General features: G+C 41.3%; 18 protein-coding genes. 11 read left to right on the forward strand and 7 right to left on the reverse strand.

All coding sequences use genetic code 11. The annotated features are described in order from the left end of the window. Positions 1-45: 45 nt before the first annotated feature. The 4 genes from RMZ95_RS30410 (at position 46) to RMZ95_RS30425 (ending at position 5,949) form a co-directional block, all read left to right on the forward strand. A complete protein-coding gene (locus tag RMZ95_RS30410) occupies positions 46-603 on the forward strand; it encodes a PPC domain-containing protein (RefSeq protein ID WP_322685459.1) in 558 nt (185 codons plus the stop codon). A 662-nt stretch (positions 604-1,265) separates the two neighbouring features. After that, positions 1,266-2,024, forward strand: coding sequence for a pre-peptidase C-terminal domain-containing protein (locus RMZ95_RS30415; protein ID WP_322673689.1), 759 nt, complete (start codon positions 1,266-1,268; stop codon positions 2,022-2,024). A gap of 155 nt (positions 2,025-2,179) precedes the next feature. Further along, positions 2,180-2,980 (forward strand): peptidylprolyl isomerase, encoded by an 801-nt coding sequence (locus RMZ95_RS30420; protein ID WP_322685458.1) that lies wholly within the window; start codon positions 2,180-2,182, stop codon positions 2,978-2,980. 23 nt (positions 2,981-3,003) lie between these two features. Further along, positions 3,004-5,949 carry a peptidase domain-containing ABC transporter gene (locus RMZ95_RS30425; protein WP_409884167.1) on the forward strand — a complete coding sequence of 982 codons (2,946 nt, stop codon included), beginning with the start codon at positions 3,004-3,006 and terminating at the stop codon, positions 5,947-5,949. 7 nt (positions 5,950-5,956) lie between these two features. Here RMZ95_RS30425 and RMZ95_RS30430 read toward each other — a convergent pair whose 3' ends face one another. Continuing rightward, on the reverse strand, positions 5,957-6,220 hold the full coding sequence (locus tag RMZ95_RS30430) for a hypothetical protein (protein WP_322685457.1): 264 nt from the start codon (positions 6,218-6,220) through the stop codon (positions 5,957-5,959). A gap of 141 nt (positions 6,221-6,361) precedes the next feature. On the opposite strand from RMZ95_RS30430, the gene RMZ95_RS30435 reads away from it, so the two are divergent. Beyond that, positions 6,362-7,900 (forward strand): HlyD family efflux transporter periplasmic adaptor subunit, encoded by a 1,539-nt coding sequence (locus RMZ95_RS30435; RefSeq protein WP_322685456.1) that lies wholly within the window; start codon positions 6,362-6,364, stop codon positions 7,898-7,900. A 572-nt stretch (positions 7,901-8,472) separates the two neighbouring features. Here RMZ95_RS30435 and RMZ95_RS30440 read toward each other — a convergent pair. From RMZ95_RS30440 to RMZ95_RS30450, 3 genes are all read right to left on the reverse strand, one after another. Then, the gene (locus tag RMZ95_RS30440; protein WP_409884171.1) at positions 8,473-8,565 is read right to left on the reverse strand and encodes a 2Fe-2S iron-sulfur cluster-binding protein; all 93 of its coding nucleotides are present in this window, start codon (positions 8,563-8,565) and stop codon (positions 8,473-8,475) included. 29 nt (positions 8,566-8,594) lie between these two features. Then, positions 8,595-8,888 carry a 2Fe-2S iron-sulfur cluster-binding protein gene (locus RMZ95_RS30445; protein WP_322685455.1) on the reverse strand — a complete coding sequence of 98 codons (294 nt, stop codon included), beginning with the start codon at positions 8,886-8,888 and terminating at the stop codon, positions 8,595-8,597. 145 nt (positions 8,889-9,033) lie between these two features. Then, positions 9,034-9,873, reverse strand: coding sequence for a uroporphyrinogen-III synthase (locus RMZ95_RS30450; protein ID WP_322685454.1), 840 nt, complete (start codon positions 9,871-9,873; stop codon positions 9,034-9,036). A 309-nt stretch (positions 9,874-10,182) separates the two neighbouring features. On the opposite strand from RMZ95_RS30450, the gene RMZ95_RS30455 reads away from it, so the two are divergent. Then, complete coding sequence (locus RMZ95_RS30455; protein WP_322685453.1) at positions 10,183-11,085, forward strand: S1C family serine protease; 903 nt, start codon at positions 10,183-10,185, stop codon at positions 11,083-11,085. Here the strand turns inward: RMZ95_RS30455 and RMZ95_RS30460 are convergent. Next, positions 11,053-11,364 (reverse strand): hypothetical protein, encoded by a 312-nt coding sequence (locus tag RMZ95_RS30460; protein WP_322685452.1) that lies wholly within the window; start codon positions 11,362-11,364, stop codon positions 11,053-11,055. The genes RMZ95_RS30455 and RMZ95_RS30460 overlap by 33 nt on opposite strands. A gap of 92 nt (positions 11,365-11,456) precedes the next feature. Here RMZ95_RS30460 and RMZ95_RS30465 point away from each other — a divergent pair, with 92 nt between their 5' ends. From RMZ95_RS30465 to RMZ95_RS30485, 5 genes are all read left to right on the forward strand, one after another. Then, positions 11,457-12,293 carry a S1C family serine protease gene (locus tag RMZ95_RS30465; protein WP_322685451.1) on the forward strand — a complete coding sequence of 279 codons (837 nt, stop codon included), beginning with the start codon at positions 11,457-11,459 and terminating at the stop codon, positions 12,291-12,293. Next, positions 12,290-12,922 carry a response regulator transcription factor gene (locus tag RMZ95_RS30470; protein ID WP_322685450.1) on the forward strand — a complete coding sequence of 211 codons (633 nt, stop codon included), beginning with the start codon at positions 12,290-12,292 and terminating at the stop codon, positions 12,920-12,922. Before RMZ95_RS30465 ends, RMZ95_RS30470 begins: the two co-directional genes overlap by 4 nt. Before the next feature lie 500 nt (positions 12,923-13,422). Continuing rightward, positions 13,423-19,386 carry an AAA family ATPase gene (locus tag RMZ95_RS30475; protein WP_322685449.1) on the forward strand — a complete coding sequence of 1,988 codons (5,964 nt, stop codon included), beginning with the start codon at positions 13,423-13,425 and terminating at the stop codon, positions 19,384-19,386. Further along, positions 19,386-20,918, forward strand: coding sequence for a response regulator (locus RMZ95_RS30480; protein WP_322685448.1), 1,533 nt, complete (start codon positions 19,386-19,388; stop codon positions 20,916-20,918). Before RMZ95_RS30475 ends, RMZ95_RS30480 begins: the two co-directional genes overlap by 1 nt. A 25-nt stretch (positions 20,919-20,943) precedes the next feature. Next, the gene (locus RMZ95_RS30485) at positions 20,944-22,173 is read left to right on the forward strand and encodes a glycosyltransferase family 4 protein (protein ID WP_322685447.1); all 1,230 of its coding nucleotides are present in this window, start codon (positions 20,944-20,946) and stop codon (positions 22,171-22,173) included. 107 nt (positions 22,174-22,280) lie between these two features. Here RMZ95_RS30485 and RMZ95_RS30490 read toward each other — a convergent pair whose 3' ends face one another. Further along, positions 22,281-22,832 carry a L,D-transpeptidase gene (locus RMZ95_RS30490; RefSeq protein WP_322685446.1) on the reverse strand — a complete coding sequence of 184 codons (552 nt, stop codon included), beginning with the start codon at positions 22,830-22,832 and terminating at the stop codon, positions 22,281-22,283. A 319-nt stretch (positions 22,833-23,151) separates the two neighbouring features. Further along, on the reverse strand, positions 23,152-23,865 hold the full coding sequence (locus RMZ95_RS30495; protein WP_409884177.1) for a hypothetical protein: 714 nt from the start codon (positions 23,863-23,865) through the stop codon (positions 23,152-23,154). Positions 23,866-24,211 lie beyond the last annotated feature (346 nt).

A 24,211-nucleotide genomic window follows, 5' to 3' on the forward strand; every position in this document is an offset into this window, starting at 1 on the left:
TTGGTGGATTAACATCGGAGCTTAATCGTAAGTGATTTACCGGACATGATATTAGACGCGACCGACCGAGCGAATGGATTGGTTGCAAGTTCACGCAATGGCAGCAACTTTGATGAATCAATTAATGTCAGAGCAAATGCAGGTACTTATTTTGCTGAAGTCTCTCGCTTTTCTGGTTCCGGCACTGTGACTTACGATTTAGACTGGTCTGCAACGACACCCAATTCAACACTCGATTTCAACAATCTTTTGCCCAAGGAATTTGAACTTGGTGACTTATCAGGTGATATCGCGCGTACTGGTTTTATCAGTGACAAAAATACCGCTGATGTTTACCATTTGTCTCTAGGAAGCTTTGAGGGTGTCAATATCACATTGAGCGGACTAAGCAATGATGCTGATATCCGACTAATTCGAGACTTTAATCGCAATGGCAGAGTTGAGGTAGGAGAGGAAATTGCCCGTTCTATTAACAGCGGTATTACCTCAGATATTATTTCCAATATTAAGGATGCTGGTGATTACTTCCTACAGGTCGATCAATTCAAAGGTAGCACTAATTACACTTTGAGTTTTGACCATTTCACCACTTTCGATGCTTAAGTTTAAGCATCGAAAGTGGTGAATAGTACTTGAAAGTATTGTACGGCAATGCTTTCAAAGGTATGCAAATGATGCAAACGGCAGAGAGTTATACCTGAACTTTACCGCTTCATTGCATAAATTATAGCTGCACTCATCAAATATTTCAACAAATTGACGCTAAAGATTTAATCATAAGAAACCTCTGGTAACTCAGAGGTTTTTTTGGATCAATTTTATACAACAATTTTTTAGTGTTACCAAGGTTTGCCAAAGCGATCGCCTGAGGCAAGCTTTCGCCTACTTCTTTACATATCCCTTATTCGAGCAAACTCATTCTCAATTACGGCAACGGCGAATTATATGACTTTTTCTGACTAAATCATACAAAGTATTTGGAATCTACTTTAAAAAACACCTAACTATAGAAGTCTTTTTCATGCTGTGTTTCTTGAAGAAACAGTTTAATTTAGACTCATGGTTAAACAACAGGTTCTGAACGCAGCAAGCACAAAACCAAACAGCTAAGGCTCTCTTGAAAATAATAAATATTCTTTATTTTCATCAAAATCTAAGCTTATAAATTCTAGTAAATGTCGATTTAAATCGGAATTTACATCTGTGCAAACCACAACTTAATCTGAATTTGACTAACACACAATCAATAATCTTAAGGAGAAAAAATGAGTACTGTAAACCTTGGTTCATTAGCTAGCACCCCTCGTCCTTTGAATGGCTTCTTAAATGCAGTTGAACCCACAGATGTCTTTAGGTTCTCAATCGATAGCACTAAAAACATCAACTTGTCTCTTAACAACATTAGCACTGGTGATGATGCCGACCTGAGACTGTTTCGTGATGTTAACGCTAACGGTATATTAGACGCTACTGACAGAATAAATGGATTTATTGAAAGTTCCACTAAGTTAGGCAACGTTGATGACGCGATTAACGTTAGAGCCAACGCAGGTACTTATTTTGCCGAAGTATCTCGCTTTGCTTCAGGTAGTTCGGGCGGTGTCAGTTACGATTTAGACTTGTCTGCGACTACATCCAATTCTACAGGCGGTTTCAGCAATCTTCTGCCGAAGGAATTTGTACTTGGTAATCTGTCAGGTGATGTCACCCGTTTTGGTAACGTCAGTAACAATAATACCGCAGATGTTTACAACTTCTCTTTGGGATTGTTTGAAGGTGTCAACATTCGCTTGACTGGAATCAGCGCCAATGCCGATGTTGACATCCGACTAATTCGAGACTTGGACGGCGATCGCATCGTTGACGTTGGTGAGGAAGTTGCGCGTTCTACTGGAGGTTTAGGTCAGGCAGAGTTAATTTCTAATATTAGACAATCTGGTGACTACTTCTTGCAAGTCAATCAATTCTCTAACAGTAGTGCCTATACTGTGACGTTCGATCACTTCACTACCCCCGAAGCTTAAGTTTAGGCATTAGCAGTAATGAGTGATACTTGAAAGTTTTGTACGGCAATGCTTTCAAGAGTATGCAAATGATGCAAGCGGTACAAATCCATACCTGAATACCGCTTGCATTTCTAAATATATCTTTGCACGGCTCAAATATTTGCACAAATATTATGAATAAAACATTACAACTAGGCGATGTCTACGATGGGCGTAGCGGCAGCGCTATCTTACCGCCAGAAATTATTCCCTTTTTAGCAAGTTACAATCTAATTCCGCAATTGTTATCTCAGAGCATTATTGAATTAGCGATCGCACCAATCATCTGCACACAAACCGAAATATCTCACGCTCTAGAGCAATTTTATCAGCTTTGGGATTTAAACAGCGAAGAACAAATCCAAAATTGGTGTTTGCGTTATGGTTTAACTCAAGAACAATTAGAACTTTTCGCCACCCGAAAGCTGAGAGTTGAAAAGTTCAAACAACAAACTTGGGGACATCAACTAGAATCTTACTTCCTCAAATACAAAAGACATTTTGATAAAGTCATTTATTCTTTAATTCGGACTAATAGTAGAGGAACTGCTAACGAGCTATTCTTCCGAATTACAGAAGGAGAACAATCATTTTCGGAACTAGCCTGTGAATATTCTCAAGGGACAGAAGCTGATACAAATGGCATCATCGGCCCAGTAGAACTTGGTACTATAACTCCCAATTTTGCTCAGTTACTTTGCACAAGTCAAGTAGGTATAGTTCAACCACCCGTACCCTTTGGAGACTCATGGATAATTATACGCGTGGAAAAGTTTATCAGTGCCCAGTTGGACGATTTTATGCGCCAACGATTGCTGCAAGAGAATTTTGAAGCTTGGTTTCAACAGCAACTAAGTCAACTATCACCAGAAGAAAAAGCTTGGATGGGAATCAACAGCAAACCAGCACAGCCTCAAGAAGCGAAAGCTGCCTAGTAATTATTAAAATCGGGTGCAAGATGATGACAAATACAACCGTTGATATTCAAGAATATATTGCTGAACTATTTCCTTTCAATTATCTGTCACCAAATGTTTTAGAAAATTTGCTCGACAAGGTGCAATTTTGTCGTTATCGCATCGGGCAGGTAATAGTAACCAGAGAAGCTATGCCCAATTGGATTAGTATTATCTACCAAGGGCAAGCGCGTTTATTAACCTGCAATTCCCAAGGACAAAATCCGGCGACACTGAAGTTACTCTCTCAAGGAGAGGTTTTGGGTTGGGTAAGTTATATGCGGGGTATTGCTTGTGAAACTGCGATCGCTTCTACTGAAGTTATCGCGATTAATCTACCTATTGCTGGTTTTCTAACTTTACTCAAGCAGGAAGAGGCTTTTGTCCACGCCCTGCAAAATGAGATTACTCTTTTAGAAGTGCATGAACTGCTTACCGAAGAACTCAGCCGTCGCGCAGATGGTAGCAGAAATTTAGTTAAATTTGCCCAAGCTGCAACTGAAGTTGCGATTATCCAAACAATTCCTGCACGCAAAGTCTTTCAGCAGCACTTAGACTCAGAATTTTTATGGTTAGTCAGCAGTAATTTCGATTCTGAGTTCCCTGTGGGGAGTCGCTTAGAGTTGGATGAACTCAATCCCAAGCTGAAATTTAATACAAATATGCGTCTGGTGGGATTGCCCAAATCAATATTTAGAGAAAATCTCGCTTTTCCTACACCAAAAACACTCTTACCCGCCGAGATTCCCTACGCCTCAGAAATTACTGTCACAGAAGCACCAGCAGCCAAGGGTAAACAAAAGAAGTTTCCTTATATCAAAGGTAGAGGGCCGCTGGATGCAACACTAGCTTGCTTCCAAATGTTGAGCCAATACTTTAACATCTCCTGGCGCAGAGATACATTGCAGCGAGTGTTGACTAAGCAGTACGAACAAAAAGGCGTTATATCTCTGCAATTTTGCGCTGCTGCTGCTGAGTTGATGGGGTTGACAACACAGATGGTAAAAGTTCCCGCTACCGCAGTCGGACGCTTGCAACTACCAGTGATGATTTCTTGGCAAGATAGTTTTGCAATTATTTACAAAAATAGCGATCGAGAGTTACTCATTGCCGTTCCAGAGATGGGACTACTGCGCTACAAATTACGAGACTTTGCCGAAAACTGGGGGGCTGAAGGAGAAGTCCTGCTGCTACAAACTACCAAAAATACTCCCAAGGCGCGGTTTAGTTTGAGTTGGTTTGTACCTTCGCTGCGGCGCTATCGCAAAGTATTAATTGAAGTACTAATCGCTTCCATTGTTATTCAACTGTTTGGGCTGGTAAATCCCCTCGCCACACAGGTGATTATTGATAAAGTACTGGTTGGTAACAGTCCTGATACCCTGGAAGTTTTTGGCATCTTTTTGCTAGTAGTAGCAATCATTGAAGCAATACTTACCAGTATCCGCACTCATTTATTTACAGATACCACTAACCGAATTGACCTCGCCCTTGGTTCTGAGGTGATTAATCATCTGTTGCGTCTGCCATTATCTTACTTTGAACGCCGCCCTGTTGGGGAATTGGCAACGCGAATTCACGAGTTGGAAAATATTCGCTCTTTCTTAACTGGTACAGCTTTAACTGTGGTGATGGATGCTGTATTTTCAGTGGTCTACATTGTAGTAATGGCGATTTACAGCCCAGTGTTGACATTAGTTGCTTTGGCAACAGTACCGTTGTTTGGCTTGCTCAACTTGATGGTATCACCTGTGATGCGGCGACAATTGCAAGAAAAAGCAGAATGCAATGCCGAGACGCAATCTTACCTAGTGGAAGTGATGGGGGGAATGCAGACAGTCAAGGCGCAAAATTTAGAAATGCGATCGCGTTGGCAATGGCAAGAACGCTATGCTCGTTACATCAGCGCTGGTTTCAAAACAGTTTCCACCCAAACTACTGCCGGTTCTGTTAGCAGTTTTCTCAACAAGTTTTCCAGTATGTTAGTGCTGTGGGTGGGAGCTTTTCTAGTTCTCAATCAGCATCTAACCTTGGGACAACTCATCGCTTTCCGCATCTTGGCTGGTTATGTTACTAGTCCCTTGTTACGCCTAATGCAACTTTGGCAGAACTTCCAAGAAACCGCTTTATCTCTGCAACGCCTTGCTGATATTTTAGATACTCCCCAAGAAGTAGAAATCGGTAACTGTCAAAATATCCTAATGCCCAGCGTTCAAGGTAGCGTCCGCTTTGAAAATCTCAGCTTCAGTTTCTCGGAACACGGGCCATTGCAACTGTGCAATATTAACTTAGATTTTCCTGCTGGCTCTTTTGTGGGAATTGTTGGTCAAAGCGGTTCCGGTAAAAGTACACTGCTAAAATTATTACCCAGACTTTACGAACCCAAATCCGGCAAAATCTTGATTGACGACTATGATATCAGCAAAGTAGAACTTTATTCTCTACGTCGTCAGATTGGTATGGTGTTACAAGATACCCTATTATTCGATGGCACAATCCGCGAAAATATTGCCTTGGGATATCCTGATGCTAGCGATGAAGAAATTATTACTGCTGCCAAAATAGCTTATGCCCACAACTTTATTATGTCTTTGCCAAGTGGTTATAACACCCGTGTGGGCGAGCGAGGTTCGGGACTGTCTGGGGGACAACGCCAACGAGTAGCGATCGCTCGTACTGTCCTGCAAAACCCGCAATTACTGATTTTGGATGAAGCGACGAGTGCCTTAGATTACAATGCCGAAGCCCAAGTTTGCCGTAACTTAGCGTCAGCTTTCCGAGAAAAAACAGTGTTTTTCATTACTCACCGCCTCAGCACAATTCGCAATGCCGATGTCATTCTCATGATGGATGGAGGTGCTGTAGTAGAACAGGGAACTCATGAAGAATTGATGGCGCTCAAAGGTTATTACTACTGTCTGTATCAGCAACAGGAAGCGAAAGTGTAGTCATTAGTCATTTGTCAGCAGTAAATACTATCGCTTCAACTTTAGATAATGAAATTTCAAGCTTAAAATTCGATACTTCAGCCTTTGAACTTGGAAGTTGCACCTTTTTACTGGAACGTTGAGCCTTTGAACTCGGAAATTGCGCTTTTTTACTTGAGCGTTGAGCCTTTGAACTCAAAAATTGAGCCTTTTTGCTGGAACGTTGAGCCTTTGAACTCGGAAGTTGCACCTTTTTGCTTGAACATTGAGCCTTTGAACTCGAAAGTTGCACCTTTTTGCTTGAACGTTAAGCCTTTGAACTCGAAAGTTGCACCTTTTTACTTGAACGTTGAGCTTCTGAGCTCGGAATTTTAACCTTAGCACTTCTAACTCTTGTACAGACGCGATTCATCGCGTCTCTCAGCACTCCCCAATGCCCAATGCCCCATTCCCCATCCCCCATTCCCCAATGAATATTCAATATAAATTCGATCAACCAGTACTTTTACAACAAACACCTACTTGGTCAAGAGCGATCGCCTGGACTATTGTTGGAGTTAGTACCTTCGCAGTAATCTGGGCCTCAGTTTTCCAAATTGATGAATCAATTCATGCTACTGGCAAGCTAGAACCACAGGGTGCAGTCAAAGAAATTCAGGCTCCGGTTCATGGTGTTGTCAATCAGATTTTAGTCAAAGATGGTCAGCGAGTCAAAAAAGGTGAAACACTCGTTACCCTAGAAAAAACTTCTTCGGAGGCGGAGTTAAGTTCATTAAAACAAAGTCGGGCGGCTCAATTGCTGGCGAAACAGGCGCTAGAGCAAGAAAATGACTTCTATCGCCGCCAGATGCAAGGGAACATATCACTACAGGAAGTAGCACAGCAAACTGCTCTGTTGAAAATTAAACCAGAACTCGCCTTCTTGACCAAAAGCCGAGCCGCGATTATTGCCGAAAACCAGTTGTACCGCACACAATTAAATGGTGCGACTGCTGGAAATAGTCTCACAACAGAGCAACAGTTACGCTTGCGAAATCGCCAAATAGAATTGGAATCGCGTTTAGCCACAGCTAATTTAGAAACGGGACAGACGCAACAGCAATTTTTCCAAACTCAAGCGGAATTAACTAGCGCTAAAGAGTTGCTGACAATTAATCAACAAATTCTCCACAAGTTTGAACCTCTAGCGCAGCAGGGGGCGATTTCCCAGGTGCAATATTTGAAACAACAGCAGGATGTCAGCAGCAAACAAGCAGAAGTGATTCGACTGAATCGGGAACAGCAGCGATTACAATTAGCGATCGCACAGTCAAATCAAAAACTTCGCAATACTGCGGCTGTGTCTCAAGAAGATTTACTAGCCAAAATTACAGATAATGACAAAAACATTGCCGGAATTGACAGCCAATTAACCAAGGTAATTGTAGATAATCAGAAACGCCTCTATGAAATTAATAGTCAGATTGGAGAAATTAATAGTAAGTGGGTTCAGGCAGAACAAACTCTGAAATATCAGAAAATTACCGCACCTGTAGATGGTACTGTTTTTGAACTTAAAGCTAAAACAGCAGGATTTGTAGTTAATTCCAGCGAACCGCTTCTGAAACTTGTTCCTAGTGGTAACTTGGTTGCTAACGTCTACATCACCAATCGCGACATCGGCTTTGTCCAAGAAGGGCAACAAGTCGATGTGAGAATTGATTCCTTTCCCTTCCAAGAGTATGGTGATATCAAAGGCGAACTAATTGAGATTGGCTCTGATGCCTTACCTCCAGACCAAGTTTATAATTTCTGGCGTTTTTCCGCAAAAGTCCGCTTACATGGGCAGAAGTTACTGATTAATCAGCGTCAAATTCCCTTGCAATCAGGGATGTCCATTAATGCTAATGTGAAATTACGTCAGCGCACCATTATGAGTATCTTCACTGATTTCTTAGTGCAAAAGACTGAAAGCTTAAAGTCTCTGCGCTAAATCAAAAGATTGGAAAACCTCTCCCCTAGAAGTCTAAATTTCCGCCCTCACCCCTAACCCCTTTCCCAGAGGGAGAGGGGAAGCGGTTGTAAGTTTTAGCTCATCTTTGAGAGAATGCAAATTATCAAAATGTTGCTGCACATTTTATAACCACTTGCGATCGCAGCTTATATCACGTCCGCATAATTAGTTATGCTAACCACAGTCATTACACCCCACCCCCAACCCCTCCCCGCTCTTCGGGAGGGGAGACAAGGCGTAGCTTTGGCGGGGTGGGGTTCTTCAGGTTTAATAAGCAATCAAGCGGACATGATATTAATTGCCATACATTTTTTAGGATGACGAATACAATGGGGGCTGCTACCACCAGTAACGGAGGCAGCAGCCCAATAAGCAGCATTTTCACTCAGAGAAACGAGATTTGAAAAGGGTTTGGGCTTAAGTTGACACCAATGCCCTCAATCCTCACCCACTCTTAACCGTTAAGCACTTCCTCTTGATAGGTTTCAATTACACAGTCAGAAGTAGCATAGGCCACGCAGGTGAGGACGAATCCTGCGTCAATTTGCTCGTCATCTAAGACAGTTCCGATCGTCTTGGTTCACTGTACCTGACAGCTTCCCGGTGCAGGTAGAGCAAGAACCAGCGCTACAGGAAGAAGGCAAGTCCAGATCGTATTCCTCGTTAGCGATCTCTAAAGCTCATCTTCTTGATGGGTTAAGATTGTACAGTCAGAAGTAGCATAGGCAACACAGGTGAGGACAAATCCATCCTTAACTTGGTCGTCATCTAAAAAGTTCTGATCGTCTTGGTTAATCGTACCTGAAATCAACTTGCCGGTGCAGCTAGAGCAAGAACCAGCCCTACAAGAGTAGGGTATGTCTATGCCTTCGTCATCGACAGCGGCATCTAAGATGTACACATCATCTTCAACATCAATTGTTTTATCGCCTTCTGGGGTCTTTAATGTGACTTTATAAGTTGCCATGTAACAATCCCTAGTTCTAATAAACTCCATATTCGATACTACGAGTTTATGTGCTGCTAGTCTAGAGTTGATTGTAGTTGACTGTTCTAGATTCTCAAACGCTTAGTGGAGCGAGTTTACATGTACCAGAAACTTGACAGGAAAATCATACAAGGAAAAATGCTGCGATCGCTTCAGCAAATCCCTCAAATGAACTATAATCTCTAGACACAATAGAGACATTCATACCCAACTTTTGGGCGTTAGCAGTGGTGTAAGGGCCGAAACATGCAATAACACAATGTTCATAATCGCTTTGTAACTTGACCATTGTCAAAAAGCTTTCTACTTCCGCCGTGCTACTAAAGGCAATTACATCAATCATTCCTTGACGTATCAGGTTTAATTCCATACCGTAGATAGTTTTATCTAAACCCTGCGTAATATATGTGGGTACGCGAGTTACTTCTATGCCCAATTGTTGCAAATCCGTAATCAAATTGGGTACAACATCAGGTTCAGGCAAACCCACAACTTCTGGAGCCGGGATCAGCACTTTTTTCTCGTGAATTTGTGGAAGTTTCGCTAATTCAGCCACAATTCCGGCTGGGCTAGATTCTGTTGGGACTAAATCTACCTTGCCACAAAAAGACAATAAGCTTTCTACATCTTTTCCTAATGCACATAAGTGACATTTTTGTACTACAGATATAGGAATATTCAAATCATTTATCCGCTGAAAAAATGCTGTGATTCCGTTTCGACTTGTAAAGACAATCCAATCAAATTCGTTTATATCGGCTAAAACGGCATCTAACTGATTGTAGTTTGATAAATAGCAGGTTTCGATAGTAGGCATGAAAACAGGTAAACCACCTTTTTTGATGATTTGTTCGGATAACCTATAAGCATAATTTCTCGGTGCTGTTACTAAAATTCTCTTGCCATATAGAGGTAAGTTTGTCGATGGAGTCAGCAGGTTGATTTGTTTTGATTGGCTGTGCATTTTTTTCTAGAAACAGAATTCAGGAGTCAGGATTCAGAATGAATTCTATACGACGGCTAAATTGAGCGCTCAGTCTAGCCGTCGTAAACTGAATAATATAGCGCAATACAAAAGATGTAGAGACGCGATGAATCGCGTCTTGAAAGACCAATTATCTACACCAATAACCGCAAGAATTCAGCAACGCTAAAAAGCTGATGTAAATCCTAGCCATTTTTCTAGGATGAATTACTCTCCATTTTTCCGATGTCATCTGTGTTGAGAAAACGGCACGATATGAACATCTAAGAAAGTTGGCAGAAAAATCTTATGTCTTCATTACTGGCTTTGTCGAACAGTTTAGCTGATACCGTAGAACAAGCTGGAAGTGCTGTGGTTGCAGTGAATGGCGGTACTCGTGTTTCTCCAAGTGGCATTCACTGGCGTAATGGCATCATTGTTACCTCTGATGAGTCACTCCAGCGCTATGACGATATCACTATTACCTTATCAAATGGTAGTACTGCACCAGTAACACTCGTCGGTCATGACTCTAGCACCGATATAGCTGTTTTTAAACTAGAAAATGCAGAAATACCTGTGGCCAAAGTTGGCGATGCCAAAACGCTCAAAGTTGGTCATCTCGTGTTAGGACTGGCAAGAGGTGGCGAAGGTGATTTAAGGGCGGCGATGGGTGCAGTGAGTGTGGTTAGCGGTGCTTGGCGGAGTATGAATGGCGGGAATATTGACCAATTTATCCGCCCAGATATCACCCTATACTCTGGGTTTGCGGGCGGGCCGCTCGTAGATGCGGCGGGTTTTGTGGTAGGCATGAATACATCGGGGCGGCGTGGTACTGCTCTGACTATTCCTACTGCTACAGTCGATCGCGTGGTTGACCAATTAGTAGCAAAAGGACGCATTTCTAAAGGATACTTGGGTGTAGGAATGCAACCTGTACGTTTACCAAAGAACCTAAAAACTGCTCTCAATTTAAGTTCGGCAACTGGGGTAATTGTTGTCAATGTTGAGGCTGCGGGGCCTGCTGACAATGCAGGTATACTGCTTGGCGATGTTTTGGTAACATTCGATGGCGTAACTGTGGGCGATACAGGTGATGTGTTGGCGCTGCTCAATAGTAGCGATCGCATTGGTAAAACTGTCAACGTCCAAGTTGTCCGGGGTGGAGTGTTAATTGAGTTAGCGATCGCAGTTGGCGAACGACCTTTGTAATTCGTAATTCGTAATTCGTAATTTGGAACTCGGAACTTGCACCTTTTTACTCGAACGTTGAGCCTCTGAACTCGGAACTTGCACCTTTTTGCTCGAACGTTGAGCTTCTGAACTCGGAACTTGCACCTTTTTGCTCGGACGTTGAGCCTCTGAACTCGGAACTTGCACCTTTTTGCTCGAACGTTGAGTCTCTGAACTCGGAATTTGCACCTTTTTGCTCGGACGTTGAGCCTCTGAACTCGGAAGTTGCACCTTTTTGCTCGAATCGTCATTAGTCATTAGTCATTTGTCATTTGTGTCTCTAAGGACAAAGGACAAATGACAAAAGACATCACTAGATTCTACTTTCACACGCTCAAAAACTGTATAACATGGCAAACACAACATTAATTAACATCGCTGCTGAACTGACAGAGGTAGCTGCTAAATTACGCGATTGCACTGTTAAAGTAAAAAGTGGCTCTCTAGGAGTCGGTTCTGGTGTAATTTGGCAACCTGACGGACTAATTATTACTAATGCCCATGTGGCAACCAGCAACCGCGCAACTGTGGAATTGGCAGATGGAAGGGTATTTGATGCAGTGCGTACCCAATTCGATCCACAGCAGGATTTAGCCGCCCTGAAAATTGTCGCCACTGATTTAACTGCTGCAACTATCGGCAATTCGGAAGCGCTACGAGTGGGTGAATTAGTCTTGGCGGTGGGTAATCCCTTTGCTGACAGTGGCGCTGTGACAACTGGAATTATCCATGCAAATAATCCACGAGCAGTTATGGCCGATTTGCGGCTGTATCCTGGTAATTCTGGGGGGCCACTTGCCGACTGTCAAGGTCTGGTTGTGGGAATTAATACGATGATTGTTAATGGTTTGGCTGTGGCAGTTCCCAGTAACACCGTTGAGCGTTTTTTACAGGGAAATAGTCGTCCGCAGTTGGGAGTTACACTGCAACCTGTGCTTTTAAGTAGGCGTAGCTTGGGTTTATTGGTGCTGTCAATTTTACCTAACAGTGCGGCAGAAAATGCTGGTATACAAATCGGCGATGTTTTAATTGGAGTTTCGGGGCGATTATTCACTAGCATAAATGACTTAACCAAATATCTCCATGAAAGTAAAGGATCTGTGCCGCTACAACTCCTACGCGGTAGGCAGCAATTCGTGATTTATGTTGCCGTGCAGTCCGATAAAACTGCTGTGGAGGCGACATGATCCGAGTGATGGTAGTTGCTACTTCCCCTGTGGTGCGGGCAGGGTTATCAGCTGTGGTAACTACCAATCCTCGGTTGACGGTTGTGGGGAGTGCATCCGATTTGGATGTATTGGCGATTGAAGTTGGGCAATTACAGCCGGATGTAGTGCTGGTAGATTTGAGCGGGAATTTTCAACAAGCGGTGTGGGAAAAATTGCTAGTTATTCAAGAACAGCAATATCCATTAGGAATAATCGTCATTGTTGAAGAACTCGACAGCATTGATTTAGAAACGGCGTTACGTTCTGGTATCCGGGGAATATTGCCTAATATTAGTACAGAGTTAGAAATTGTCGCGGCTGTAGAAGCGATCGCTTTTGGTTTGCTGGTGCTGCACCCAAATGCTGTAGAATTACTGTCTATCCGCGAAAAAGTAGTAACAAATCCCGTACAAACCTTGACACCACGGGAGATAGAGGTTTTAGGAATGCTTGGATCGGGGTTGGGAAATAAAGCGATCGCAAAACGTTTGCATATTTCTGAGCATACCGTCAAATTTCATCTCTCATCCATTTTTCAAAAGCTCAGTGTCTCCAGCCGCACTGAAGCTGTTGCTGTGGGTGTACGACTGGGTTTGATTATGCTTTGATCTTTAGTCATTAATATGAGATCGCGATCGATAGACTTCTTGTATGAATAAAAAGCCCTCACCCTAAATCCCTCTCCCAAGTTTGGGAGAGGGACTTTGAAATTGGCTCCCCTTCTCCCAATTTTGGGAGAAGGGGTTGGGGGATGTAGCAAGATCCCGTAAGGTGGGCGAATTTTGCATTTGTGCAAGAGGTCTAATACAGAATTCAGTTAGGTATTCTGACCCAAAAGCAGATAGCGCAGCGTCTATACAGTTCAGAATGAGCAACAAAACCCAGATGTAGAGACGCGATTTATCGCGTCTTTTAAAACCAATTATCTACACCAATAACCTTTAACCCAAGCTTATATTTCCAAATGTTGAGCTTTATTTAGCCTTAGAGAAATTTTGGGCTGGCTGGGAATGCTAAAGAAAGCACTTGATTGTCCTTTTATTTGACAGTTGTGGATAAAGTTCATTAGCATCATGCCCAGTTCATCGTACTACTTAGGCTTAGAAAAATGATACCTGTCCTTCCCGGTTACAACTTTATTGAAGCTCTGCATGAAGGTGTGAATACCGTTATTTATCGCGCTTCCAAGCAGTCAGATCGAAGTCTTGCGATCGTTAAAGCCCTGAAAGCCGAGTATCCCAGCCTCGAAGAACTAACCCGACTCAGACATGAATATAAAATATCGCAGATATTAGTAGATATAGAAGGAATTGTCAAGTCTCTAGCTTTAGAAAATCATCATAACGGTTTAGCCCTGATTTTGGCAGACTTTGGTGCAGAATCTCTGAAAAAGTATATTAGCGATCGCCAATTGTCATTAACCGAATTTCTCACAATAGCCATTCAGCTAGCATCCACTCTCACTCAACTGCATCAAGCCAAGATTATTCATAAAGATATTAAACCTGACAATATCGTTATTAACCCAAAAACCGGACAAGTTAAAATTATCGACTTCAGTATTGCATCGCGTTTAGAAAAAGAAAATCAAAGCATCAGCAATCCCAATTTATTAGAAGGCACTCTCGCCTATATGTCACCGGAGCAAACCGGACGAATGAATCGGTCAATTGATTACCGTACCGACTTCTATTCTTTAGGCGTTACTTTTTATGAAATGCTGACAGGTTCGCTGCCTTTTAATGCAGCTGACTCTTTGGAATTTGTTCATTGCCATATTGCCAAAACACCAATAGCACCTCAAGAGTTCAATCCCAAAATTCCCTCAGCGGTTTCTGACATTGTCATGAAATTGTTAGCTAAAACTGCTGAAGATAGATATCAAAGTTCTCTCGGACTAAAAGCCGATTTAGAAACCTGTCTGACTCAGTTACAGACGGATGGTGAGATTTCCCACTTTATTGTCGGTCAATTAGATTCATACAGCCAATTTTCCATTCCGCAAAAACTCTACGGACGGGAAATAGAAGTTGCTACTTTGTTAGAAGCATTCGATCGCGTCAGTTCTGGTACTACGGAAATGATGCTAGTTTCTGGTTACTCAGGCATCGGTAAATCGTGCTTAGTTTCTGAAGTTCACAAACCGATTGTGCGCCAGCGAGGTTATTTTATCTCCGGTAAATTTGACCAGTTCAAGCGGAATATTCCATTTGCTTCTCTAATTCAAGCATTCCAAGATTTGATGCGGCAATTGCTAACAGAAACCGACGAGCAAATAGCCGTTTGGAAATCAAAACTAATAGATGCCCTCGGCTCCAACGCTCAAGTGATTATAGACGTTATTCCCGAATTAGAACGGATTATTGGCCCGCAGCTAGCAGTTCCTCAATTAGGATCGTCAGAATCACAAAATCGATTTAATCGGGTGTTTCAACAATTCATTCATGTATTTAGTCAACCCGAACACCCACTAGTTTTGTTTCTGGATGACTTACAGTGGGCAGATTCAGCTTCCCTCAAGCTTATCCAGTTAATTATGACTGACCCAGATAGCCAATATCTATTGCTAATTGGTGCATATCGAGATAACGAAGTAAGCGCCACTCATCCCTTGATTCAGACCTTGGAGGAGATTCAACAGACTGGTGCGATCGTAAATAACATTATCCTCCAGCTTTTGGATATCGCTCACGTCAATCAGTTAGTAGCCGATACTCTTCGTAGTGAGATTTTAAAGGTAAAGCCGTTAGCTGAGTTAGTTTTTACAAAAACCCAAGGCAACCCCTTTTTCTTAACTCAGTTACTCAAATCTCTTTATCAGGATAACTTATTATACTTTGACTTTGAACGCGGTTTTTGGCAATGGAATATTGAGTTTATTCAGGGAGTTAATATAACTGATAACGTCGTTGAATTGATGGTTAGCCAAATTCAAAAGCTATCTGAAAAAACACAGAATGTGTTAAAGTTTGCCGCCTGCATTGGAGACAAGTTTACTTTAGATATATTGGCTATTATTAATAAAATATCTCAGTCAGAAACAGCAGCAGATTTGTGGGAAGCTCTGCAATCAGGTTTGGTTCTACCCCTCAACAATTCCTACAAAACACCGCTTGTTTTTGACTCAGGACAAATAGAGACTGAGAACAGGCGATCGCCCATTAACCAGCCCTCATCACCCATTACCTATAAGTTCTTACACGACCGGGTACAGCAAGCGTCTTATTCTCTTATTCCAGATGATCAGAAAAAACAGACTCACCTAAAAATTGGTGAATTGCTACTAATACATACCTCGGAAAGGGACATTGAAGAAAACATTTTTGAAATTGTTAACCAATTAAATATTGGTGCTGAATTTATTACCCAACAGCCTCAAAAAGATAGACTGGCTCAACTCAATCTTATAGCTGGACAGAAAGCAAAAGCAGCAACAGCGTATGAATCATCTGTTAAATATTTAAATGTAGGTTTGGAATTACTTGCAGCAGATAGTTGGCAGTGTCAGTATGACATGACACTCAACCTCTATGTACAAACAGCAGCAGTAGAATTCCTCAACACTAATTTTGAGCGAGCAGAAATGCTTTCTGATGTAGTTTTGGCACAGGCAAAAACCCTGCTCGATCGAGTCCAGGTGTATGAGACAAAAATGCAGTTTTATATTGCTAAAAACCAAATGCAAGCCGCATTAAATACCGGAATGCAAGTGCTAAAAATGCTAGGGTTGCCTTTATCAGAAAAACCCCCAACGAGATTGACTAGATTGAATTTAGGAGGGAAACGCATTGAGGATTTAACAGAATTGCCAGAAATGACTGATGTTTATAAATTAGCTGCACTGCGAGTTTTGATAAATTTGATTCCTCCGGTTTATATTGCAGCTCCCGAACTTTATCCACAGGTCGTTTTTAAAATGACCAATCTCTGTCTAAAAGATGGAAACTCTCCTCTGTCAGCTTATGCGTATGTACTTTATGGAATGTTCTTATGTGGCGCTTTTGAAGACATGGATTCTGGTTATCAATTCGGTCAGCTAGGCTTAAAGCTGTTAAATCAATTCAATGCTAAGGAAATGACGGCGAAAATCTATGAAACATTTAATTATTTTATCAGGCATTGGAAAGAACCAGGTATTAATACTATAGAACCGTTAATTGAGGGTGTCCAAAGAGGGCTAGAAACAGGAGATTTAGAATATGCTTCTTATTCGGCTTGTTTTTATTGTACGCACTTGTTTTTTATTGGTGAAAATCTAGAAGTTGCTCTCCAAAAACAGGCGCATTATATTGCTTTAATGCAAAGAACCAAACAAGAATTTCAAATTATTTATGCTAAAATAGTCCGACAAAAAAGTTTAAATTTAACTAGAAAAACTGCGGAACCATATCGATTAATTGGCGAAAGTTTTGATGAAAATAAAATGTTGCCAATTCTGATAAATAGCAATAATTATATGGCTATTTATCCTATCTATGTTTCTAAACTGCTTCTAGGTTATTTATTTAAAAATTACGATCGCGCTGCTGAGAATGCCTTGTTGGCAGAAAAATACGAACAAGGTGGACAAGGATTGATGTACAAAGCCGAACACAAGTTCTACTCCTCTTTGACTCTCCTAGCTTTGTATCCCAGCGCATCACAAACCGCTCGCCAACAATATTTCAGCCAAGTGATAGCGCAGCAGAAAAAAATGAAGCAATGGGCGTTGCATTCTCCTGCTAACTATCAGCATAAGTACGATTTAGTGGAAGCAGAAAAGGCACGAGTATTGCAACAAGATGCAAAAGCGATCGCGTTTTACGACCGAGCCATAACTGGAGCTAGAGAACATGGATATATTCAAGAAGAAGCCCTAGCCTCGGAACTAGCAGCAGAGTTCTATTTTGCGTGTGGTAGAGAAAAAGTTGCTAATACCTATCTCAACGATGCCTACTATGGATATGGTTGCTGGGGAGCGAAGGCAAAAGTCAAAGACTTGGAGAAAAGATATCCTCAACTATTTCGCATATCAAAGCGAGAAAGCGTCAGTACGAATGTGACTCAGATAATTAACTCTACGGGTGAAAATGCTTCAGACTCACTGGATTTAGCCACAGTTATGAAAGCATCTCAAGCTCTTTCTGGAGAAATAGTTTTGAGCAATTTACTAACAAAATTAATGACAATTGTGCTAGAGAATGCTGGCGCTCAAACAGGCTACTTAATTTTAGAAAAATCAGGAGACTTGCTAATAGAAGCATCAGGAGCAGTAGATAAAGTCGATGTAACTGTATTACAAGGAATCTCAGTATCAACCAGTCAGCAACTACCAATTTCACTGATTAACTATGTAGCCCGAACTAAAGAAAATATTGTCCTCAATAATGCAACTCGTGAAGGAACATTTACCACAGATACGTACATCGTCAACCATAAACCTAAATCGGTTTTATGTACACCGCTCATCCATCAAGGCAAACTCAGTGGCATTCTTTATTTAGAAAATAATCTCACCATTGGCGCATTTACATCAGATCGGTTAGAAGTATTACAACTGTTATCTTCTCAAGCGGCGATTTCCATTGAAAATGCTCGTCTTTATAAAGACTTAAAATTAGCCAACACTAACTTAGAAGCCAAAGTACAAGAGCGAACTTTAGAATTACAGGAAAAAAATGTGCATCTGCAAAAAGCAGAAGAAATCGCCCAATCAGCCAACCGTGCTAAAAGTGATTTTCTTGCCAACATGAGCCATGAACTGAGAACACCGCTTAATGGCATTTTGGGTTATGCCCAAATTCTTAAGCGTGAAAAAAGTTTAACTAACTCACAAAAAGATGGTGTAAATATTATTCATCAGTGTGGCGACCACCTCTTGAACCTGATCAATGACATTTTAGACCTCTCTAAAATTGAAGCTAGAAAAATGGAACTCCATCTAACGGATTTTCATTTTCCAGAATTTCTCGAAGGCATTGCCGAAATCTGCCGTATCCGTGCCGAACAAAAAGGTATTTGCTTAATTTTTGAACAGATTACTCAACTTCCTATAGGTGTTAAGGCTGATGAAAAACGGTTGCGGCAAGCTTTGATTAACTTACTGGGTAATGCCGTTAAGTTTACTGAAACTGGAGGCGTGGCTTTCAAAGTCGGCTATCAGGAAGGTAAAATTCGGTTCCAGGTGGAAGATACAGGAATTGGTATGGCACCAGAGCAATTAGAAGAGATATTTTTGCCATTCCAGCAGGTAGGAGATGGCGATCGCAAAGCAGAAGGAACGGGATTGGGACTGGCAATTACCCGCCAATTAGTTCAGATGATGGGTGGCGAAATCCAGGTGAAGAGTACTTTAGGAAAAGGAAGCGTTTTCTTCTTTGATTTAGATTTACCTGAAGTTTCTCAATACGCTGATGTTGTCAAGAAAGAGCAACGAAATATCCAAAGTTTTAAAGGCTATAAGCGGAAAGTAATTGTAGCAGATGACAGAGCAGAAAATCGTGCAATCTTGGTTAAGATGCTATCGCCTTTAGGATTTGAAATTGTGGAAGCGGCAGATGGTCATGATTGTCTCAATAAGGCATTTGAATTGAATCCAGATTGTATTTTAATGGATTTGTTGATGCCTCAAATGAATGGCTTTGAAACTACCCGTCGCATTCGGCGATCGCCTGAACTAAAGAATGCGATCGTGATTGGCACTTCTGCCAGTGTTTTTGATTTCGATCTCAACAAAAGTAAGGAGGCAGGTTGCAATGATTTTCTACCTAAGCCCATCCGCATAACAGAGCTTTTAGAAAAGTTGCAGTATCACTTAAAACTGGAATGGATTTATGAAGATGGTGAAAAAGTATCTACAGAGAATAAACAAGAAAATTTTCAGCAATCATTGGTAGCTCCCTCCGCAGACGAAATTGCAATTCTGTTGAATTTAGCAATGAAAGGCGATCTCAAAGGTATTGTACAACAAGTCGACCGATTGGAAGAATTGGATGTTAAATATGCACCTTTTTCTTTAGAATTGCGTCAATTAGCTAAAGGTTTTCAAGTTAAAAAAATCCGTGAAGTTTTAAAAAATATAGGAGTAAATTAATGAGTCTTTCCAACATCGAAAATGGCATTATCTTAATCGTTGATGACAACCCGACAAATTTAGGAGTGTTATTCGATTTCTTGGCTGATTCTGGCTTCCAAGTTTTAGTAGCGCAGGATGGCGAGGATGCAATTGAACAGGTCGAATATGCTCTCCCCGATCTAATTTTGTTAGATGTACTCATGCCTGGTATGGATGGGTTTGAAACTTGCCAGCATTTGAAAGCTCAAGAATCAACTAAAGACATCCCCGTAATTTTTATGACGGCGCTTTCTGAGACAGTGGATAAGGTCAGAGGTTTAAATCTTGGGGCGGTTGATTATATCACTAAGCCACTTCAGCATGAAGAGGTTTTAGCCCGTGTCAAAATCCATTTAAGCATCCGAAACCTGACTAAGAAATTGCAAGAACAAAATGTGCATCTGGCACAAGAGATTCAAGAACGAACTAAGGCAGAGAACGCCCTCTTAAAACTGACATCTGAGTTAGAAGAACGCGTGGAAGAAAGGACAGCTGCACTTTTTGAATCTAATCAGCTGCTGCAACAGGAAATCCAAGAGCGAATTTGTACAGAACAAGCATTGCAAGAATCAGAAGCACGCTATCGAGAACAAGCCAATCGACTAGAACTTGCCTTTCGCCAACTTCAAGAAACTCAAAGCCAACTGGTTCATAGTGAAAAAATGTCCAGTCTGGGACAATTGGTGGCGGGTGTCGCCCATGAAATTAACAATCCCGTCAACTTCATCTATGGGAATCTGACTCACGCCTATGAATATACCCAAGGCTTGCTCGACCTCTTGAACCTCTATGCTAAGTACACTCCCTCACCGCTACCTGAAATTCAACAACTGGCTGAAGCGATAGATTTAGAATTTCTGAGTGAAGACCTGCCTAAATTGCTGAGTTCGATGAAGGTTGGGGCTGACCGCATCCGCGAAATTATTCAGTCCTTACGGATTTTTTCTCGCGTGGATGAAGCCCAAATGAAGTCAGTGGATATTCATGCTGGGCTAGATAGCACACTGCTGATTTTGCACAATCGCTTTAAAGGCAGTTCTAACCAACTAGGGATTCAACTTGTTAAAGAGTATGGCGACCTACCGCTTGTGGAGTGTTATGCAGGACAACTCAACCAAGTATTTATGAATCTATTGGCGAATGCAATTGATGCTTTGGAGGAGTATGATAAAGAGCGATCGCCCCAGGAAATTTACTTTTGCCGCAGCACGATTCGGATTCGCACCGAAGTAACTGACGATAATTTTGTGACTATTAGGATTGGCGATACTGGCCCCGGTATGACAGAGGAAGTACGCGATCGCCTATTTGACCCTTTCTTTACAACAAAACCCGTAGGTAGAGGAACGGGTTTAGGCTTGTCGATTAGCCAGGAAATTGTTGTGTCCAAACATGGTGGTCAAATAACGTGTATTTCAGCACCCGGTCAGGGAACAGAGTTTATGATTAAAATTCCGATGCGATCGCACCCTTTAGAATTGACTTTGGCTGCACCTTCCTATTTTGGCTAAACCAAAAACTTTTGAAGACGCTGATATGAACATTTTAATGCTATCTTCCACCTTTCCTTACCCAGCAACGCGTGGAGGAACCCAAGTTAGGACATTTAATTTACTCAAGTACTTGAGTCAACGTCATACTGTCACCCTCGTGACTCAACGTGAGGGTGATGTTACAGACGCAGAAGTAGCAGGATTACGCGATTGTGTGGATCGTCTAGCTATTTTTGAACGCCCGCCAGATTCTCAAACCACCGGAATATTGCAGAAAATACAGCGATTTGGCAGATTTTTGCAGCAGGGAACACCGCCAAGCGTACTTAACCGCTACTCACTTGAGATGCAAACATGGGTTAATAACTGGGTGGAAGCGGGAAAATGTGATGTAATTACTTGCGAACATAGCGTTAATGAAATTTATGTGCAGCCACATTTTCAAAAACAGCTAAAAACCATTGTTAATGTTCATAGTTCCGTTTACGCTACCTGTCAGAACCAATTAGCAACAGGTATTTCGGAAAATTCACTCAGAGACAAAATTAATCTCCCACTTTTGCGGCGTTATGAGCAAAACTATTGTGCTAAATTTTCGGCAATTGTGGCGACAACAGCAGAAGATAAAATTCAACTACAAGAATTTAATCCCAATAGCGAAATTGCAGTTATTCCCAATGGCGTAGATTTAGTTTCTTTCCCCAAGCGTACCACCGATCCCGGAGGACATCGCCTAATTTTTATTGGTGCAATGGATAATTTAGCAAATATTGATGCTGTTTGCTTTTTCAGCAATGAAGTCTTGCCAGAAATCCAAAAATTGTATCCCGATACTACTTTCGATATTGTCGGTTCTCATCCAGTGGCAGAAGTTTTGGCACTTGATAAAAAACCAGGAATTAATGTGCTGGGGCGTGTACCTTCGATGGCAGAATATTTACATCAAGCCACCATCTGCGTTGTACCGATGCGGACTGGGTTTGGTATTAAAAATAAAACTTTAGAAGCAATGGCAGCTGGTATACCTGTAGTAGCCAGCGATCGCGGCTTAGAGGGATTAACTGTAGATGCTGCTAGTCATCCATTACGGGCATTACGAGCCAATAAACCCGCAGAGTACGTCACCGCTATTAGTCAACTATTCGATCGTCCACATCTGCGTTCAGAATTGTCTCACAACGGCAGACAACTGGTAGAAACAGAATTCACTTGGGATATTGCTGGTAAAAGCTATGAACAAGTTTGTCTTGCCAGAAGTAATACTAATCCGTAATTTGTAATGACCGAACAATTTTAGATTTTGGATTAAAATGAAAAGCCGCAACTTGGGTTAATAACTAGCTACCCTCGACTAAGACTTTCGTCATAACTCTATATCAGCTATCGCACCACAGTAACTGGTGTTCCCATATTAACCTGATAGAATAATTCTCTAACATCGTTGTTGTACATCCGAATACAACCGTGTGAGGCAGCCTTACCTACTGAATCAGGATTAGGGGTACCGTGAAAGCCAACCCAATTTTTACCGTTTGTCCAAAATCCAATCCAGTATTTGCCAAGTGGGTTTTCAGGATCTCCTCCTGGGATAGCTTTACCTGTAAAAGGGTTTATCCAAGTAGGGTTTTCTAACATTGTACGCACGCGGAAATTACCAATTGGGGTTTCCCAGTCTTGGCGACCTACTGCTATGGGATAACTTTTAATTCGGTTTTGTCCTCGATATAGGGTTACTCGACGGTTGCGAAGGCTGATCTCTAGGTGAAGAGGTTGAATAATTAAATTATTATTAATATTAGCCGTTTGAGAGACTAAATTGTTGGTTGAAGTATGAGAAGGAACTCTTAGTTCAGAAGCTAAAGACATAGCCGGATTAAAATTTAATCCAGATGCACAAATAAAAATAACTAACTTATCTAATTGCTTGAACATTTTCAGATTTTAAATTTTGTCTATCAAGATTTTAGTACCAAATTAATTATCAATTGTTTAATTTTTGAGCTTATTATACTCTGTAGCTATTTGAGGAATCATTCTGATGAACAGAATAGTCTAGCATTAGATATGTAATTTTGTGAAGAAGGGAAAACAAAATTGTCAAAAGTAGTTGCAGTAGAAATCGAATCAATTGACAGGGCATTTCATCTTTTCTACTGCATTTACTGTTGATAACAGTCATGATTTGAAATCATCTAAGTAGAGGAAGCAAGCTTAACAAGCTCTCTAGCCTGTATTGTATAAGGCTAAGAAATTACCAGAGCGCTCTGACACCTCCACCAGTGTTTTGTCCACCTGTGGTGTTGTTACCTCCTGTATTGTTCTGCGTTCCACTAGTGCCATTATTTGGATACTGCTGCGTTCCGGTAGTACCATTATTTGTTCCACTAGTGCCATTATTTGGATACTGCTGCGTTCCGGTAGTACCATTATTTGTTCCACTAGTGCCGTTATTTGGATACTGCTGCGTTCCGGTAGTACCATTATTTGTTCCACTAGTGCCATTATTTGGATACTGCTGGGTTCCGGTAGTACCATTATTTGTTCCACTAGTGCCGTTATTTGGATACTGCTGCGTTCCAGTGCCATTATTTGGATACTGCTGCGTTCCGGTAGTACCATTATTTGTTCCACTAGTGCCATTATTTGGATACTGCTGTGTTCCAGTACCATTATTTATTCCACTAGTGCCGTTATTTGGATACTGCTGTGTCCCACTAGTACCAGTTCCACTACCACTAGTACCATTATTTGGATACTGCTGCGTTCCAGTGGTAGAATCACCTCCTGTAGATTGCCCTGCTTGAGAGTACAATCTATTACCTATGGGGGCTTGACTAGTCTCCAAATTTCTAGAAATGGGTTGGGGCAGAGCGTATACTGGAAGACTTATTAAAGCACCAGTACTAGCAACTCCCACGAGGCTAGCAAGCATTTTGAGCAAATTTTTACTGTGGTTTAAGTTCATTGGTATCTCCTGAGCCTGAGTTTGAAGTTAAATGGTTCTTATGCTACTGCTACTAAGCAATTTGTTGAAATATAGAAGAAGTTTTTCTATTTTTCAACTCCAAGCAAGGATCTAAATCAAAAGTATTGAGCCGATAAGTTGTTATTTAATTAACTAAGTTAGCTGAATTTATTTTCTTAACCTTCTGCCTAAAGTATGGTCTGGTATTAAATTAATTTGTGATGTTCTAGACAGTATTTGTTTAGTTAATTATTAATTAATCTCTTTCTTTAGATATATGTTTAATGTACTAGTTTGCTTACTAAAAAATAATATTTTAAATTTCATATAGCTTTTCCTAATCTAG

Origin of the sequence: Nostoc sp. DedQUE07 (assembly GCF_034530975.2) — a bacterium.
Taxonomy (GTDB): Bacteria; Cyanobacteriota; Cyanobacteriia; order Cyanobacteriales; family Nostocaceae; genus Nostoc.

Bases quoted from the DNA above. Each gene is read 5' to 3' on its own strand.
- RMZ95_RS30410 (WP_322685459.1), top strand. From the start codon at position 46: ATGATATTAGACGCGACCGACCGAGCGAATGGATTGGTTGCAAGTTCA.
- RMZ95_RS30415 (WP_322673689.1), top strand. From the start codon at position 1,266: ATGAGTACTGTAAACCTTGGTTCATTAGCTAGCACCCCTCGTCCTTTG.
- RMZ95_RS30420 (WP_322685458.1), top strand. From the start codon at position 2,180: ATGAATAAAACATTACAACTAGGCGATGTCTACGATGGGCGTAGCGGC.
- RMZ95_RS30425 (WP_409884167.1), top strand. From the start codon at position 3,004: ATGATGACAAATACAACCGTTGATATTCAAGAATATATTGCTGAACTA.
- RMZ95_RS30435 (WP_322685456.1), top strand. From the start codon at position 6,362: ATGCCCAATGCCCCATTCCCCATCCCCCATTCCCCAATGAATATTCAA.
- RMZ95_RS30445 (WP_322685455.1), bottom strand. From the start codon at position 8,888: ATGGCAACTTATAAAGTCACATTAAAGACCCCAGAAGGCGATAAAACA.
- RMZ95_RS30450 (WP_322685454.1), bottom strand. From the start codon at position 9,873: ATGCACAGCCAATCAAAACAAATCAACCTGCTGACTCCATCGACAAAC.
- RMZ95_RS30455 (WP_322685453.1), top strand. From the start codon at position 10,183: ATGTCTTCATTACTGGCTTTGTCGAACAGTTTAGCTGATACCGTAGAA.
- RMZ95_RS30460 (WP_322685452.1), bottom strand. From the start codon at position 11,364: ATGACTAATGACGATTCGAGCAAAAAGGTGCAACTTCCGAGTTCAGAG.
- RMZ95_RS30465 (WP_322685451.1), top strand. From the start codon at position 11,457: ATGGCAAACACAACATTAATTAACATCGCTGCTGAACTGACAGAGGTA.
- RMZ95_RS30470 (WP_322685450.1), top strand. From the start codon at position 12,290: ATGATCCGAGTGATGGTAGTTGCTACTTCCCCTGTGGTGCGGGCAGGG.
- RMZ95_RS30475 (WP_322685449.1), top strand. From the start codon at position 13,423: ATGATACCTGTCCTTCCCGGTTACAACTTTATTGAAGCTCTGCATGAA.
- RMZ95_RS30480 (WP_322685448.1), top strand. From the start codon at position 19,386: ATGAGTCTTTCCAACATCGAAAATGGCATTATCTTAATCGTTGATGAC.
- RMZ95_RS30485 (WP_322685447.1), top strand. From the start codon at position 20,944: ATGAACATTTTAATGCTATCTTCCACCTTTCCTTACCCAGCAACGCGT.
- RMZ95_RS30490 (WP_322685446.1), bottom strand. From the start codon at position 22,832: ATGTTCAAGCAATTAGATAAGTTAGTTATTTTTATTTGTGCATCTGGA.
- RMZ95_RS30495 (WP_409884177.1), bottom strand. From the start codon at position 23,865: ATGAACTTAAACCACAGTAAAAATTTGCTCAAAATGCTTGCTAGCCTC.